This window comes from Xylanibacter sp., assembly GCF_057607445.1.
In genome coordinates, this window is sequence record NZ_DBLZAX010000008.1 from 16,149 (window position 1) to 32,752 (window position 16,604).

Annotated in this window: 15 protein-coding genes; 11 read left to right on the forward strand and 4 right to left on the reverse strand. The window is 39.6% G+C overall.

What is annotated here, in order from left to right:
- The first annotated feature begins 19 nt into the window (after positions 1–19).
- The 10 genes from ACZMIG_RS07495 (at position 20) to pyk (ending at position 10,993) form a co-directional block, all read left to right on the forward strand.
- Positions 20–907, forward strand: a complete 888-nt coding sequence (locus tag ACZMIG_RS07495; RefSeq protein WP_487889403.1) for an RluA family pseudouridine synthase — start codon at positions 20–22, stop codon at positions 905–907.
- Positions 908–1,140: 233 nt separating this feature from the next.
- On the forward strand, positions 1,141–1,566 hold the full coding sequence (locus ACZMIG_RS07500; protein ID WP_021854418.1) for a PaaI family thioesterase: 426 nt from the start codon (positions 1,141–1,143) through the stop codon (positions 1,564–1,566).
- Positions 1,559–2,632 carry an isochorismate synthase gene (locus ACZMIG_RS07505; protein ID WP_288172637.1) on the forward strand — a complete coding sequence of 358 codons (1,074 nt, stop codon included), beginning with the start codon at positions 1,559–1,561 and terminating at the stop codon, positions 2,630–2,632. The genes ACZMIG_RS07500 and ACZMIG_RS07505 overlap by 8 nt, the downstream gene beginning before the upstream one ends.
- Positions 2,608–4,287, forward strand: coding sequence for a 2-succinyl-5-enolpyruvyl-6-hydroxy-3-cyclohexene-1-carboxylic-acid synthase (gene menD / locus ACZMIG_RS07510; RefSeq protein WP_021854420.1), 1,680 nt, complete (start codon positions 2,608–2,610; stop codon positions 4,285–4,287). The genes ACZMIG_RS07505 and menD overlap by 25 nt, the downstream gene beginning before the upstream one ends.
- Positions 4,288–4,289: 2 nt before the next feature.
- The gene (menB, locus tag ACZMIG_RS07515; RefSeq protein ID WP_021854421.1) at positions 4,290–5,117 is read left to right on the forward strand and encodes a 1,4-dihydroxy-2-naphthoyl-CoA synthase; all 828 of its coding nucleotides are present in this window, start codon (positions 4,290–4,292) and stop codon (positions 5,115–5,117) included.
- Between the two features lie 188 nt (positions 5,118–5,305).
- The gene (gene menC / locus ACZMIG_RS07520; RefSeq protein WP_021854423.1) at positions 5,306–6,352 is read left to right on the forward strand and encodes an o-succinylbenzoate synthase; all 1,047 of its coding nucleotides are present in this window, start codon (positions 5,306–5,308) and stop codon (positions 6,350–6,352) included.
- Positions 6,349–7,329 carry an AMP-binding protein gene (locus ACZMIG_RS07525; RefSeq protein WP_021854424.1) on the forward strand — a complete coding sequence of 327 codons (981 nt, stop codon included), beginning with the start codon at positions 6,349–6,351 and terminating at the stop codon, positions 7,327–7,329. The genes menC and ACZMIG_RS07525 overlap by 4 nt, the downstream gene beginning before the upstream one ends.
- Before the next feature lie 78 nt (positions 7,330–7,407).
- Positions 7,408–8,358, forward strand: coding sequence for a DMT family transporter (locus tag ACZMIG_RS07530; protein ID WP_487889404.1), 951 nt, complete (start codon positions 7,408–7,410; stop codon positions 8,356–8,358).
- A 30-nt stretch (positions 8,359–8,388) separates the two neighbouring features.
- Positions 8,389–9,483, forward strand: coding sequence for a DNA polymerase IV (gene dinB / locus ACZMIG_RS07535; RefSeq protein WP_418874346.1), 1,095 nt, complete (start codon positions 8,389–8,391; stop codon positions 9,481–9,483).
- Positions 9,484–9,547: 64 nt separating this feature from the next.
- A complete protein-coding gene (gene pyk, locus ACZMIG_RS07540) occupies positions 9,548–10,993 on the forward strand; it encodes a pyruvate kinase (RefSeq protein WP_487889405.1) in 1,446 nt (481 codons plus the stop codon).
- 343 nt (positions 10,994–11,336) lie between these two features.
- Here pyk and ACZMIG_RS07545 read toward each other — a convergent pair whose 3' ends face one another.
- Positions 11,337–11,699, reverse strand: a complete 363-nt coding sequence (locus tag ACZMIG_RS07545; protein ID WP_302024614.1) for a hypothetical protein — start codon at positions 11,697–11,699, stop codon at positions 11,337–11,339.
- A 12-nt stretch (positions 11,700–11,711) separates the two neighbouring features.
- On the reverse strand, positions 11,712–13,169 hold the full coding sequence (locus ACZMIG_RS07550; protein WP_302024613.1) for an aminoacyl-histidine dipeptidase: 1,458 nt from the start codon (positions 13,167–13,169) through the stop codon (positions 11,712–11,714).
- 373 nt (positions 13,170–13,542) lie between these two features.
- Between ACZMIG_RS07550 and ACZMIG_RS07555 the strand changes: the two genes are divergently transcribed.
- Positions 13,543–14,136 (forward strand): OmpH/Skp family outer membrane protein, encoded by a 594-nt coding sequence (locus tag ACZMIG_RS07555; RefSeq protein ID WP_021854431.1) that lies wholly within the window; start codon positions 13,543–13,545, stop codon positions 14,134–14,136.
- A 185-nt stretch (positions 14,137–14,321) separates the two neighbouring features.
- Here the strand turns inward: ACZMIG_RS07555 and ACZMIG_RS07560 are convergent, their stop codons facing one another.
- Together ACZMIG_RS07560 and ACZMIG_RS07565 are read right to left on the reverse strand one after the other, a co-directional pair.
- Positions 14,322–15,062, reverse strand: coding sequence for a TIGR02757 family protein (locus ACZMIG_RS07560; RefSeq protein ID WP_288949696.1), 741 nt, complete (start codon positions 15,060–15,062; stop codon positions 14,322–14,324).
- Positions 15,063–15,158: 96 nt separating this feature from the next.
- Entirely contained in the window at positions 15,159–16,598 is a 1,440-nt protein-coding gene (locus ACZMIG_RS07565; RefSeq protein WP_053399219.1) for a tagaturonate reductase, read from the reverse strand.
- Between the last annotated feature and the right edge of the window lie 6 nt (positions 16,599–16,604).

The window sequence follows — 16,604 nt, forward strand, 5'->3', positions numbered from 1 at the left end:
TTATAACAACAACAATTATATGCGCACAAATTATAACGACAATAATTATCTGCATTTAACGGTAAAAGAAGACAAACCGCTGCTGGAATTTCTGCTTGACAGCATGGAGAATACAAGCCGCACGAAGATAAAATCTACGTTGCAGGGCAGGGGGGTGAAGGTTAACGGTAAGGTGATAACACAGTTTGACTATCCCTTAAGTTGCGGTATGAAAGTAGCTGTAAGCAGGAGTAAGCAAAACGCTGAAATGTTTAAAAACCGCTACATCAAGATTGTCTATGAAGACCGTTATATAGTTGTTGTAGAAAAGAATGTTGGCATATTGTCGATGGCTGCAGGCCATAGTTCGCTGAACGTCAAGACAGTGCTTGACTCGTATTTTAAGACGAGCAGGCAGAAATGCACTGCACATGTCGTACACAGACTTGACCGTGACACCAGCGGGCTAATGATTTATGCCAAAGACATGCAGACAGAACAGATACTGGAACATGAATGGCATGACATAGTTTATGACCGCAGATATGTTGCTGTGGTAAGCGGTGAAATGGAGGACGACTATGGAACTATGACCAGTTGGTTGAAAGACAACAAGGCTTATATTACATACTCTTCTCCTTATGACAACGGAGGCAAATACGCAGTAACGCATTTTCATACGCTTGACCGGACCACTGATCACAGCCTTGTTGAATTCAGGCTTGAGACAGGCAGAAAGAACCAGATACGTGTGCATTCTGCAGACATGGGACATCCTGTGTGCGGTGACATAAAATATGGTAATGGTGATGATCCAATAGGCCGTCTGTGCCTTCATGCTTATGTCCTGTGTTTTTACCATCCTATAACAAGACGCCGTATGGAGTTTGAAACGCCTATACCGGTAAATTTCAGAAAACTTTTTTAATAGTCTTACTTAAAATTGCAGTATTCCACGAAGAACGGATACACAATTCTAATGTAGTTTGAAAATGGAAAATTTCGGATATTATATTTTTTGTATTATTGCGCTCATTGTAGGCATTTTTATATTCAAGAAAGTTGCGGGTTGTCTTATGAAGACAATCTTCTTTATCATAATACTAGCCGTTCTTGCGGCATGTTATTATATGTTCTTTAAATAGCACGACAGGAGCGCCTATGGATGTTGAAGCAGTGAAACGACTGATAGAGCGGCGTCCGAATCTGTCGACCGCCTTAGGTATGGATTTTGTCTCTACGCCAGAGAACGATATATGCAAGGCAACGATGACGGTTGACGAACGTAATCGCCAACCCTTCGGCTTCCTTAGTGGCGGTGCCTCACTGGCATTGGCTGAAAATGTTGCCGGAGTTGGGTCGTTGGCTTTGTGCCCCGACAAAATATGTGTGGGCATAAGTGTCAGCGGCAATCACGTCAAGGCGGTGGCAGAAGGTGATACTGTTACGGCTACGGCACGACTTGTCAGCAAAGGACATAAACTGCATGTATGGGATGTTGATATAACCGATTCGTCTGGCGGACTCATCTCTACCATACATGTTACCAACTATATCATTACTCCAAAAAATCAGACTGATGAATAATAGCTTTGTCATGTACAGGTTGCCGCATGAGACAACCTACACCATTATGCGACAGTGTGACGGCGAAGCTGAAATATTGCCGTCATATGCAGATTTAAACGGAAGGACGGGTTTTGTCTTTTCACCGTTTATGATGTCTGAAAAGCATCCGTTGCTGCTGATAAGACCCGACGAGACTGAAACTTGCAAGATTGATGATTGTAGTAAGCATAAGTCGCTGGCTTTTAGCAATCGTGACATTGACAAAGAGCATAGGCAGTATAAAACTGATTTCAACAAATTTCATTCCCAATTATGTAAAGGAACATTTCGGAAGATTGTATTGGCGAGAAATAGTGTGGAAAATGCTTGTGAAGATATTACCCCGGAATTGATATTCAAACGAGCTTGCCGTATATATCCAAATGAATTTATAGCGCTTGTATCTACACCTTACAGCGGAACATGGATCATGGCAACGCCAGAGACATTGGTTGAAGGACATGAAGAAGAATGGCATACAGTGGCCTTAGCCGGAACAAAACGTATTGGTATTGTAGACGAGTCGGAAGTACAGAAAATGCAAAACTGGAATATATACGATGTGTGGGACGAAAAAAACATACACGAACAGCAATATGTTGCCGACTATATACAAGAGCGCCTGCGGCGTTTTACCCCAAAGGTTGATGAAGCAAAACCACAGACACTTGTGGCCGGTCAGCTGATACATATTGTCACACATTTCAGATTTAACTTGAATGTCAATGCAGGTATAGGAAATCTTATAAAGACACTTCATCCAACGCCTGCAGTATGCGGACTGCCCAAAGAAGAAGCCTACAAGTTTATATTAGATAATGAAAGCGGTGACAGAGGATATTATAGCGGCTTCTCAGGACCGCTGAACTACGAAGGCTCCACACATCTCTTTGTGACATTACGATGCATGCAGATAGAAGGCAGATGCTGCAAACTATATGCCGGTGGTGGATTGTTAAGTGAAAGTGAAGTAGAAACAGAATGGCTTGAAACAGAAGCCAAAATGGATACAATGAGACGATGTTTAGCGATAAGAAGAATATAAATATACTAACCTCATTGCTTGTTGCACACGGGGTGAAACGAGTGGTGGTGTGTCCTGGGTCAAGAAATGCGCCCATAGTGCACAATTTTAACGAATGTGCAGACATAATATGTTACCCTGTAACAGACGAGCGCAGTGCAGGCTTTTATGCTTTAGGTATGGCTTTGGCTGATAATAGTCCTGTGGCCGTGTGTGTTACTTCAGGCACTGCATTGCTTAATGTCGTTCCGGCAGTGGCAGAAGCATCCTATCGGCATAGGGGAATAGTTGTTATATCAGCAGACCGTCCGTTGGAGTGGATTGATCAGCTTGACGGACAGACGCTGCCTCAGAGCGGTGCGTTCGGTAAATATGTGAGCAAATGCGTATCGCTGTCAGAGCCAAATAATGAACAAGAGCACTGGTATTGCAACAGAGTAGTGAATGAGGCTCTTATTGCTGTGAAGACACACGAAAGAAAGTCTGTGCATATTAACGTACATATCAACGAGCCATTGTTTAACTTCACTCAACAGGAACTGCCACTTGAGCGTAAAATAAGCTATATGCCATCTGTAATGAATTTAGACGCTTTAAGAACGATTGCAGAACGGATTCAGGCAGCACATAAGCCTATGATTATAGTAGGACAGACAAGATCCAGAAACAGTGAAGTTACAGATGCCATAAAGACTATAGGACGTAAAGTTGTAACGATATCAGAGACACTGGCATCTGACGTTATTACACATTTTGACTTGATGCTGTCACGTATAGGAAAAGACGAGCGCTATATGCCTGACTTTATTCTTTTTCTAGGCGACAATATGGTGAGCAAACGTCTGAAAAAGTTTCTACGTCTGTCGCATCCAGCTGAAAGCTGGGCTATAAGTGAAGACCGTGAGATACACGACACTTTTATGCATCTTACGGGGATTATTGAGGCCGACTATAAAGAGGCACTGACGGCATTGGCCAAAATGATAAACGAAACAGAGGGTATGCAAGACGGCGTGTCTGACCTTGACAACGCTGAGTTTAGACATATATGGCATGAACAGATCAAGATCATAGACGAAAAAATTGCCGCTTATGATCCGCAATACTCCCAGATGTCTGCTGTAAAAATATTTGAAGAGTCACTGGCAGACATGGACTATGAATATCACGTGCATTATGCCAATAGTTCGGCAGTTCGTTTGGCTGACATATATTCAGATCATTATGTATGGTGTAACCGCGGTGTAAACGGTATAGAAGGTAGCTTGTCAACAGCAGCAGGATTTTCTGTTGCATGCCGCGATATGGTGTTCTGTGTGATAGGTGATCTCAGTTTCTTTTATGACCAGAATGCTTTATGGAACACAAATCTTAGAGGCAACTTCCGTATGTTGCTGCTGAACAATGGCGGTGGTGGAATATTCTACAATTTGAAAGGACTGAAAGAGAGTAATGCGTGCGAAAAACTTGTTGCGGCATGCCACATGACAACTGCTCAAGGTATATGCACACAAAACGATATAGGATATATGTCTGCACGTAATGCAGAAGAGTTGCGCTTTGGCATTGCCATGCTGCTCGCCTCGGATGCAAAACGCCCGATGTTGCTTGAGGTGTTTACGGACATATCTGATGATAGTAATGCATTAAGTGAATTAGTAAAAAATATAAAATAAATATGGCACAGAGAAATTGGGAATCAATAAAGGGATTTGACTTTAAGGAAATATTGTTTGAACAATACAATGGTATTGCAAAGATTACCATCAACCGTCCGCGTTATCGAAATGCGTTTACTCCTAGGACAACATTTGAAATGAGTCAGGCTTTTGCCTACTGTCGCGAAGCTCAGGATATATGCGTTGTTATATTAACAGGTGCAGGCGACAAGGCTTTCTGCTCTGGAGGAGACATGCATGTTAAGGGGCGAGGCGGATATGTAGGAGAAGATGGTGTGCCGCGCCTAAATGTACTTGACGTTCAAAAACAAATTCGTTCTCTGCCTAAGCCTGTTATTGCCATGGTTAACGGTTATGCCATTGGGGGCGGTCATGTGCTCCATGTGGTGTGTGACTTGACTATTGCTAGTGAGAACGCAATATTCGGACAGACTGGGCCTAAGGTTGGTTCGTTCGATGCCGGATTTGGAGCTTCATATCTTGCACGCATAGTAGGACAGAAGAAGGCAAGAGAGATATGGTTCCTGTGCCGCCAATATACAGCAGAAGAAGCTGAGCGTATGGGACTTGTTAATTGTGTAGTTCCTTTTGACAAGTTGGAGGATACATGTGTAGAATGGGCTGAGACTATGATGGAACGCAGCCCGTTGGCCTTGCGTATGATTAAAGCCGGACTAAACGCAGAGCTTGACGGACAGGCGGGAATACAGGAATTGGCAGGAGACGCTACAATGCTCTACTATTTTTTGGATGAGGCACAGGAAGGCGGAAAAGCTTTTCTTGAAAAGCGTAAGCCTGACTTCAAGAAATATCCTAAACTGCCATAAACAGATAGTTGTAATATAAATACTTATGTTTAATTCCGGTTGCAGTATGTATCTATATGTGCATACCGTAACCGGAATTAAACAACCATAAGTAATTTACCAAATCTGTTTTATAAATAAAAAACATATGGCCGACAGGACAAAAGATAATGATGACTATAAGTTAATGCCGAAAATTAAAGTTACGTATGAGATACGAGATAAAGATTATACCACGTACATTTCACTTTAAGCAACCAGCTGGCACTTCACGTGGAGTGTATATGACAAGGCTATCGTGGCTGCTGGAGCTTACATCGCCGGATATGCCGGGACATAAAGGTATTGGCGAGTGTGCACCACTGCCAGACTTAAGCTGTGACTATGCTCCTGATTATGAAGAGACATTGCGCAAGATGTGTGACAAGTTCATGAACGAGGGGCAAATAGATTATAAAGAAATGCGTGATTTTCCGTCAATGCTGTTTGGTCTTGAAACTGCGCTGAAACATTTTGAATGTGGCAGCATCAACTTCTATGATACTCCGTTTAGCCGTGGTGAAGCCGGAATACCGATAAACGGTCTTGTGTGGATGGGAACTTTCGAAGAAATGATGCAGCGTATAGACGAAAAAATAAAGCAAGGTTTCAGATGTATCAAGCTGAAAATAGGAGCAATAAACTTTGACAAGGAGCTTGATATGGTTAAACATATACGTGAACGATTTTCGCATAATGAACTGGAAATCAGGCTTGATGCAAATGGAGGTTTTAAATTTAATGATGCTCTGTACAAACTGGAACTACTTTCACAATATTCGATACACTCGATAGAACAGCCCATACGGCAACATCAATGGGGCAACATGGCTCAGCTATGCCGTGAGTCACCAATGCCTATTGCACTAGATGAGGAACTTATTGGCGTAAATGATCCGGACATGAAAGAATATATGCTCAATGTGATAAAACCGGCATACATTATTCTGAAACCTTCATTACATGGAGGAATAAACGGTGTGAAGGAATGGATAGATATTGCTACGGACAAAGGCATAAAGACATGGATTACTAGTGCTCTTGAAAGCAATATAGGGCTGAACTCTATTGCACAACTTACAGCTCAAGAGTATGGACCAGATATATCCATTCCGCAAGGACTGGGCACGGGTATGCTCTTTACAGACAACATAGACATGCCTTTGGAAATAAGAGACAATAAACTTTGGCGTAAATTGGCAGAAGACAGAGAATGACACTTGATGATTTTTATACCGAATGGAACAATGATTCTGATATGATGCTTGTGCACACAAGCGGATCAACAGGCAAACCGAAACCTATGATGGTTGAGAAATGCAAGATGGAAGCTAGCGCAACCATAACTTGTGATTTTCTGAACCTAAAGGAGGGTGACACGGCATTATTGTGCATGCCTCTCGATTATATTGCCGGTAAGATGGTGGTAGTACGCTCTATCGTGCGTAAGCTCAAACTTATTAACGTGAAACCGTCAGGGCATCCATTGTCTGGAATGACCGAAGCTCCTGTATTTGCTGCAATGATACCTATGCAGGTGTTTAACAGTCTGCAGGTGCCAGAAGAAAAAGAAATACTTATGCGGATAAACCACCTGATAATAGGCGGAGGAGCGATAGACGATAAAATGGAGAGAGAGCTCAGGGATTTTCCAAATGCGGTATGGAGCACATATGGCATGACTGAAACTTTGTCACATATAGCCTTAAGACGCCTTAACGGCAATGAGGCTAGCTGTTGGTATACGCCTTTTGAAAGTGTTGATGTGAGTGTAAATGAGGATGGATGCCTTGTAATTGACGCCCCAAAAGTATCAGATTCGATGATTATAACGAATGACATAGCTGAAATTGGGAAAGATGGCAGGCATTTTCGCATATTGGGACGTAAAGATAACGTCATAGACAGCGGGGGCATAAAAATACAGATAGAAGAAGTGGAAGCCTTGTTAAAGAAATATTTGACCGTACCATATGTTATAACAAAAAAGAGTGACCATAAATTTGGTGAGGTTGTCGCAATACTCGTTGAAAGCGACGATATTGAGAAAATAAAGAAACTATGCGAAGACAATATGCCAAAATATTGGCAGCCAAAGATATATATAAGTGTGAAAGAAATACCTCGCACACAGACAGGGAAACCGGCTCGCAGATTGGCTGCAGAAATCGCAGAGAACAATACAACCGGATAATTAGAACCATAAAATTTGTCTGACTATTTTGTTTATTAATTATTTGCATGTAATTCAGTAAAGGAACGAACACGTCTTATGAACTCAAAGTTAAAAGGAACATTATGCAGCATCGGTGCTGCCGTTAGCTATGGATTAAATCCGTTAGGCGCATTGCCACTCTATTCGCAGGGCATAAATACAAATACGGTATTGTTCTTCAGATATGGACTTGCCGTGGTGTTATTGGCTCTTTTTATGTTTTTCAAGCGCCAGTCATTTGCGATAACAAAGAAAGAAACATCAATATTAGTGGCATTAGGCATATTGTTTGCGATGTCATCATTGACACTATTCTTGAGCTTCCATTACATGGGAGCAGGAATAGCATGTACGTTGCTATTTGCCTATCCAGTGATGGTGGCTGTAATGATGACCGTATTCTTCAAAGAAAAACTAACCATAATAACTATATTATCGATAATTCTTGCTCTTAGCGGCATTGCTCTGTTATATAAGGGAAATGACGGGGATGTGTTGAATATCACGGGTGTGATACTTGTTATGATTTCGTCTTTAACTTATGCTATATATATAATTGTTGTAAACAAATCTCCATTGCGAATATCTTCTGTCAAACTCACATTTTATGTGTTATTATTTGGTGTAATATCTCTCATCATTTATTCGTTGGCAGGTGACCAAAACAATTATATTCAAATGCTTACGACTCCAGAGATGTGGTTCTATGCGTTGATTTTGGCATTATTCCCAACGGTAATTTCGTTATTGTTGATGGTTGTTGCTGTTCACGAAATAGGCTCAACACCTACAGCTATAATGGGGGCATTAGAGCCATTGACTGCCGTTGTGATTGGAGTGGTGATGTTTGGCGAACAGCTGACATTAAGAATGGCTACCGGAGTGCTGATGATATTGGTGGCTGTACTTTTTATTATAGCAGGGAAATCATTGACTGTAAACAAAATAACTACAGTCATCGGACGTCTTGGCCATGTTGTCGTAAAACATTGGAGATGGAGATTGTAAAAAAATGAGGTGACTTAAGGAAACAATTGGGTGGAACGTAGTATAATTCATATCGACATGGATGCCTTTTTTGCTTCTATTGAGCAGAGAGACAATCCTGAATTGCGGGGAAAGCCTATAGTAGTAGGCTTTGATGGTCCACGTGGAGTTGTGTCTACAGCAAGTTATGAAGCCAGAAAATATGGAATACATTCAGCAATGTCTATATTTAAGGCAAAAAAGCTGTGTCCACAATTAATCGTTGTTGCAAGTGACCATGACAGATATAAGTCTGTCTCAATGCAGGTTTATGAAATATTCTGCGATTTCACCGATAAGATAGAGCCTCTGTCAATAGACGAGGCCTTTCTTGATGTCACTGATAATATCAATAATATGCCGGCTGAAGAGATTGCACTAAAGATAAAGGAACGGATAAAAAACGAACTGTATCTGACTGCGTCTGCCGGCATCTCATACAATAAGTTTTTGGCAAAAATAGCGTCTGACTATAACAAGCCTGACGGAATATTTACTGTTAAAGCAGAAAAGGCATTAATGTTTCTGGAAACTCTGCCAATAGAGAAGTTTTGGGGTGTTGGTCCGAAGACAGCTGTCATTATGCATAAAATGGGCATTTTTAACGGAAAACAGCTGCGTCAATGCACCCTTAATCATCTAACTGAGGTGTTTGGAAAGTCAGGAAAAATGTATTATAACTTTGCACGCGGCATTGATGAAAGAGCTGTGGAGCCGGTGAGAATAAGAAAATCCGTGGGATGTGAACAAACTTTTTTGACTGACCTTAATAGAAAATCGGCCATTTATATAGAGCTATACCATATTGTCCTAGAATTAACAGAAAGATTGGATAAAAGCAAATTCATCGGCTATACTCTAACGCTAAAAATAAAGTTCAGCGATTTTATGCAGACAACAAGAAGTATAACGTCATTTAAACCTCTTACTGATAAGGATACCATACTTCCTTTAGCAAAAAAACTTATTGAGCAGGTGGATTATTCTACTAAACCGATAAGACTAATAGGGCTATCAGTTTCTAATCCGCATAACGAAAAAACACGTCAAGAATGGATTGAAGGAGAACTTAAGTTCAAAGAATGGGATGATTTTGCTGCACAATAGCTTGCATTTATAGAATTTGTTTTGTAAATTTGCAACCTAATCAAGGTAATATAACCGTATATTTATGAAACAAACTAAGATTGTAGCTTCTATAAGCGATCGCAGATGCGACGTTGATTTTATTCGCCAACTTTTTGATGCAGGAATGAATGTGGTACGAATGAATACCGCACACGCCACACCTGAGGGAATAAAACAGATAATACGGAATACACGTGCGGTTAGTAAGCATATTGGTATTCTGATTGATACCAAAGGCCCTGAAGTAAGAACAACGGGAAATGATGCTCCTATTGAATATAAGACAGGAGACGTCGTAAAAATTTTTGGACGTCCAGAAATGAAAACGGAGCACGATATATTAAATCTGTCATACGAAAACTTTGCCAATGATGTGCATGTTGGAGACGACATCCTGTTTGATGACGGCGCGATAGACATGAAGGTAATCGGCATAAATGGTCCTGCTGTCGTAGCACAAGTACAAAATGACGGATTGTTAGGATCTAATAAAAGTGTTAACGTGCCAGGTGTTCATATTGACCTGCCTGCACTTACAGAGAAAGATAAACGCAACATACTACTGGCAATAGAGGAAGATATCGACTTTATAGCTCACTCTTTCGTAAGAAGCAAGGAAGATGTGCTTGCTGTTCAGAGGATTCTTGATGAACACAATAGTGATATCAAGATTATCTCTAAGATCGAGAATCAGGAAGGTGTTGATAATATTGATGAAATCATAGAAGCGTCTTACGGAATCATGATAGCACGAGGTGACCTAGGTATTGAAGTCCCTATTGAAAAGATTCCTGGAATACAGCGAATGATAATTCACAAATGTATGAGAGCTAAAAAGCCTGTTATTGTTGCGACACAAATGCTTCATACTATGATTAATAATCCGCGCCCGACACGTGCGGAAGTAACAGATATTGCAAATGCTATTTATTATAGAACAGACGCATTGATGCTGAGCGGCGAAACTGCTTCAGGAAAGTATCCTGTTGAAGCTGTTAAAACTATGGTTTCAATAGCAGAACAAGCTGAACAGGATAAGATGTATGACCACGATTACGACTTTCCGCTCAGTGAAAATTGCGATGTAACAGAATTTTTGGCACGTAATGCTATTGAAGCGACCGAAAGATTGGGCGTGAAGGGTATAATCACAGACAGTAAGACAGGTCTTACTGCACGTAACCTTGCTGCATTCAGAGGTCCCAACCCTGTACTTGCAATATGCTATAAGGAAAAGACACAGCGATGGCTGGCACTGAGCTATGGCGTTATTCCTGTTGCTCAACATGAACAGATTGGCGCACAGGAGCAATTCCTTGCAGCTCTGCGTATGTTACGCCAGAAAGGCTACTTACGTATGGAAGACAAGATAGCTTATCTGAGTGGCAGTTTTGGAAGGGGAGGTGGAACCACATTCTTGGAAATAAATAAAGTACAGGAAGTGTTCGACCGCTCATATGAGTTTCATCTGCCAAATAAGACCAGATAATAAGATTGCTCGTCTTGAACATTTGCAGATGATAAATATTGAACATAATTTATATAGCATGCGTGGAGACAACAAAAGATTGTCTCCACGCGTGCTATATATGGCAAATAGAAAAACATATGCAAGCGTTTTTAAATGCATCTATTCATTACTTATATATACTTTATTAGTCTTATTTATTTTCTAATCTTCCATACGTCTTGACGTAGCTGAATAGCAATCAACAATACAGCATAATTCTATTGAAGGTTTAGAATAAAGAAAAGGATACACCAATTCTGATGTATCCTTCATGTAGATTTCAGGAACCAAGATTCCATTTGCACTTTAAAATATCTTCTCACTAATGCATTTTGAAAGCGATGACATTCTTTAATGTGTTATCAAGATAGAATGTATAAGGCACGGTATCTTTGCCATTGCATATTTTGGTCTTTGTAAATATATATGGCTTATTACCATTTCCGTATTCTATGTTCTTCTTGAAAAGCCTGTTTTTTTTCGCACTATTTTTCATTACAATTATCATACTGTCAGTAAGATTCTTCGTTGAATCAATTTTATTGAAGCTTATCGAATAGTCGGCAGCCGTCATGTTTTGATCAAGAAAATCTTTAACAGCACTCTCTGCTTTATGCTGCTTTCCACAACTTACAGCAACAAGAGTAATAGAACAGATAATAATAATCTTAATATAACGTTTCATCCTGCAGAAGCGTTATTTCTCGGGAACGTTCTTCATTATCTCCAAAAGATGATCCCAAACCATTTGAACTGTAGGTATAAGCAAGCGCTCTTCAGGAGAATGTACTCCTCTAAGAGTCGGACCCATTGATACCATGTCAAGATGCGGATATTTTTCTGAGAACAGACCACACTCCAAACCGGCATGGATTCCGATTACCAACGGTTCTTTGTTAAAGAGCTTCTTGTATGTGTCTACAACAATTTGGGTGAGCTTACTGTCTTGCTTCATCTGCCATGCCGGATATTTGTCCCCTTGGGTAACTTCAGCACCAGCCAACTCAAACAAAGCTTTTATTGTGTTGCCCATATTGTTAAGATTGCTCATTACGTTAGAACGCTGTGATGCGACAATCTTTATATCTCTTTCTGTAGTATTTACACTAGCAACATTGCTTGAAGTTTCGACCATCCATGCAAGTGCTTCATCCTGACACATGGCCATAACACCATTGTCTACAGCCTGAAGAGCCTGTATGAATTTTGTATTTACTGGCTCTTTTATTACAAGCCCTTTATCTGTGCTTTCAAGACTAAATTTAATCTCCTTTTCTGTAACATGGAATTCAGCCTCGACTTCAGCAGTAAATACATTTAGGTCAACACTGACGTTTTCTTTGTATTGAGCAGGTACTGCAAAAATAACAACACCATCACGAGGAATAGCATTGTGCATACGTCCTGAATTGAAACTAACAAGTTTTACACCATATTTTTCGTTTATAATATAAATAAACCTTGTCAGTAACTTAATACCATTTGCGAATTTTTTATTAATATCGTCACCGCTATGTCCGCCATGCAAACCCTGAAGTGAAAGTTTTAAAAAGAAATAATTTTCAGGAGCCTCTTCTCTTTCTATATTGAATGTGGCAACTGTAGTCATACCTCCGGCGCAGCTAATGAAGAACTGACCTTCATCCTCACTGTCAAGGTTGATGAGCATATCACCTGTCATAAATCCTTCTTTCATGCCACTGGCGCCTGTGAGGCCTGTTTCCTCATCTCTTGTAAATACACATTCAATAGGACCATGTTCCAAAGAGTCGTCATCAAGCACGGCAAGTTGCATAGCACAGCCAATACCATCGTCTGCACCTAATGTCGTACCTTTAGCCTTCAGCCATTCGCCATCAACATAAGTTTCAATAGGATCTTCCTCAAAGTTGATTTCTTTATCAACAAGTTTCTCGCAAACCATGTCCATGTGGCTCTGAAGGATAAGAGTCTTTTTATTCTCGTATCCCTTTGAAGCCTTCTTTCTTATTACAACATTTCCGGTTTCGTCTACAATGGTTTCAAGGTTTCTTGACTCACCAAAATTCTTTAGGTATTCAATCATTTTTTCCTCGTGCTTTGAAGGACGTGGAATCTTGTTGATCTGTGCAAAGTGCTCAAAGACACTTGCCGGCTTTAGTTCAATTTTCTCCATTATTATTGCTACATTTATGTTATTTTATTAAAAATAAATATTTCTGTTTACAATAAGCAATATAAGAACCGCAAAAACAAACGGGTTTGTTTTGTTTTGTCTCCGAATTGCATTATCTTTGCATGCAAAAATAAGAAAAATGGCAGAAACTTTCCTTCTTGGCATGTTAATAATTGCTATATCTTTAATATTGCTTTGTATAAAGCTTATATTATTAAAGAACGGGAAGTTTTCGTCTCCACACGTGGGTGATAATCCCGGTTTGCGCAAGAACAAAATACACTGCGTAATGGATGAAGATAAAGAAGCCCGGAGACATGTCGAAAGATTGGACAAGAATAAATCAGTGTAATAATTTAAAACAATAATGGGTATGAAAAAATTAATCCGTTCAGCAGCTGTTGTTGCATTAATGTCACTCGTTGTGGCTTCATGTAACAAACAAGCACCAAAGGTAGAAGAAAAGTCGGCTTCTACCAACACCGCAAATGCAGGTATGAAGATTGCATATATTGAGGTGGATTCAATTATGTCTCAATATAAATTCTGCAAAGAATATTCTTTGATTCTTGAAAAGAAGAGCCAGAATATTCAAAATACAGTAAATGCCAAAGGACGTTCTCTTCAGGCAGCAGCCGCAAAATTCCAGCAGGATATACAGAACAATAAATATACCCAGCAGCAGGCAGAAGCTGTTCAAGCCGGTTTGCAGAAGCAGAATGCGGACTTACAGGCTTTACAGCAAAGATTAGGTGCTGAGTTCCAGGCTGAAACAGAAAAATTTAATAAAGCTTTACGCGATAGTATCCAGCACTATTTAGCTGTATATAACAAAGATAAGAAATTCTCTCTCATCTTGAGTAAGGCTGGTGACAATATTCTGTATGCCGACAAAACTTATGATATAACAAACGAAGTTATTGCAGGTTTAAATAAAGCATACAAACCAGTTGCTAAAAAGAAATAATAGAATATTTTGTGAAATAGAAAAGACACGTTGAAAATGATCTTGGAATTTTCAACGTGTCTTTTTGTTGCTGAGGCATTCGCCTATTTATTCCCAAAATAAGACATAGAATTTATTAATGCATAGAAAACTACATTAACTTATTGTTTCTAGTTATTAAGAGACTTTATCATTTGTAAAAATGATTACTGATTAACCCCATAACCAAAGAGAGCAAAGTCACCTTTAAGCGGATCGTCAGGAAAAATATCCCTAAGTTTCTCTGTAAGCTTTATTGCCACACTCATTGAGGCCGTTTTATTGTTTATCAAATGTAATTTATTCGCTTCTTGAAGAACATGTGTATCCAATGGTACAATTAAGGTACGCTTGTCAATAAAATCACTCCATAAACCTATATCTACTGGAGAATTATCTCTGACCATCCATCTTAGAAACATACAAACTCTCTTGCACGCGGATGTAGTATTTTTAGGGATAATTGTCTCTATGCCGGTTTTTGCAGAATAGCTTGTTATTGCTTTTATTGCAGATAATCCGTCAGAAGAATTCCTTTTGACAAAATTACCAATTGATTCATATTCTATCAGCAGATTGTGTAAAGATTCAAATAATTTATACATCATGCTGAAATTATACAATCTGTAAAAGCAGCTTTTATCATCTTCTTTAAAACTATCTTTATAATAGTCTTGCTTTATCCAATTATACATATCGTTATCAGCATAATCGAGTAGTGCTTGTATTTTGGGCATAAACTGTTTTCTGCTTCCATAGCTCAAACATGATGCAACAAAAGCAGCAACTTCTTTATTTTGTCTGCCTTCAACCTGATGCATAAATCGACTTGGATCATCATGCAAGAAATCAGATGTCTCATATCGTTGAGCGTACTCCTCTAATATAGATTTTATTTTACTATCCATATAAATAATATATGAAAAACAGGCTCTGCATGTAAAAATACTACTGCAGAGCCTGACTTATTATTTAATTTGTACTAGACAAATATTTGGTATACATTACAGAATTGTCTTAACTGCTTCAAGCATGCCTTTCTCCTGAATGAGATCGAGATCCTTCTTAACCAATGCATTTAGACCTGCAATGTTATTCAAATCTTCACCCCAAATCTGTGTCGCAGAAAGAACACCATCTGTAACTTTCTGAGTGTCGCCAGTAGCCCAAAGATTCTTAAGCAAGTCCATAATCTCCTGAGAGTCATTAGGAACAATCTCAGTACCATCTTCGCGTTTGCCACCCTTGTAGTATGTTATGATGGCTGCAAGACCGAACACAAGACCTTGTGGGAGCTCACCTTTACGCTCCAAATATGTCTTAACACCGGGCAGGTCACGTGTCTGATATTTCGGGAAAGAGTTAAGCATGATGCTAGTTACCTGATGATCAACGAACGGATTCATAAAGCGCTCCAGAACATCACTAGCAAACTTCTGAAGTTCGTCCTTCGGAAGGTTAAGTGTTTCCATAAGCTCCTCGAACTGAACTTTATGTATATACTTGCCAATAACAGGATCTTTGCAAGCATCACGTACAATATTAATACCACTCAAGAATGCAACAGGACTCAATACTGTATGAGGACCATTAAGCAATGTAACCTTACGCTCATGATATGGCTCTTCTGAAGGTACAAATAATACATGAAGACCAGCCTTATCTGCAGGGAATTCTTCTGCAATCTCTTTAGGTGCTTCAATTACCCATAAATGGAATATTTCTGCCTGAACGACGAGATTGTCTTCGTAACAGATTTTCTGCTGAATATCCTTAATTTCCTTGCGTGGGAAACCCGGTACAATTCTGTCAACTAATGTTGCATAAACGCCGCAGCATTCTGTAAACCATTTTTTGAAGTCCTCACCAAGATTCCAAAGTTCGATATACTTATAAATGCAATCTTTGAGAACATGACCATTAAGGAATATCAGCTCACATGGGAAAATAATGAGACCCTTTGTTGGATCACCATTGAATGTCTGATAGCGACGATAAAGCAACTGTACTAATTTTCCGGGATACGAACTTGCAGGAGCATCCTCTAGTTTACAGTTAGGATCAAATGCAATACCAGCTTCTGTCGTATTTGATATTACAAAACGAATTTCAGGCTGATCTGCAAGAGCCATGAAAGCTTGATTTTGTGTATAAGGATTCAATGCACGGCTTATAACATCAATACGTGTAAGGCTGTTTACCGGCTTACCTTCATCAAGTCCCTGAAGATTTACATGATATAGGCAATCTTGACCATTAAGCCAATCAACCATACCTTTTTCAATTGGCTGAACAACAACAACAGAACCATTGAAATCAGTTTTCTGATTCATATTGTAAATAATCCAGTCAACGAAAGCACGCAGGAAGTTTCCTTCACCAAACTGAATGATCTTCTCAGGCATTACGCTTTTAGGCGCAGTCCTTTTGTTTAAAGCTTGCAATTTTTT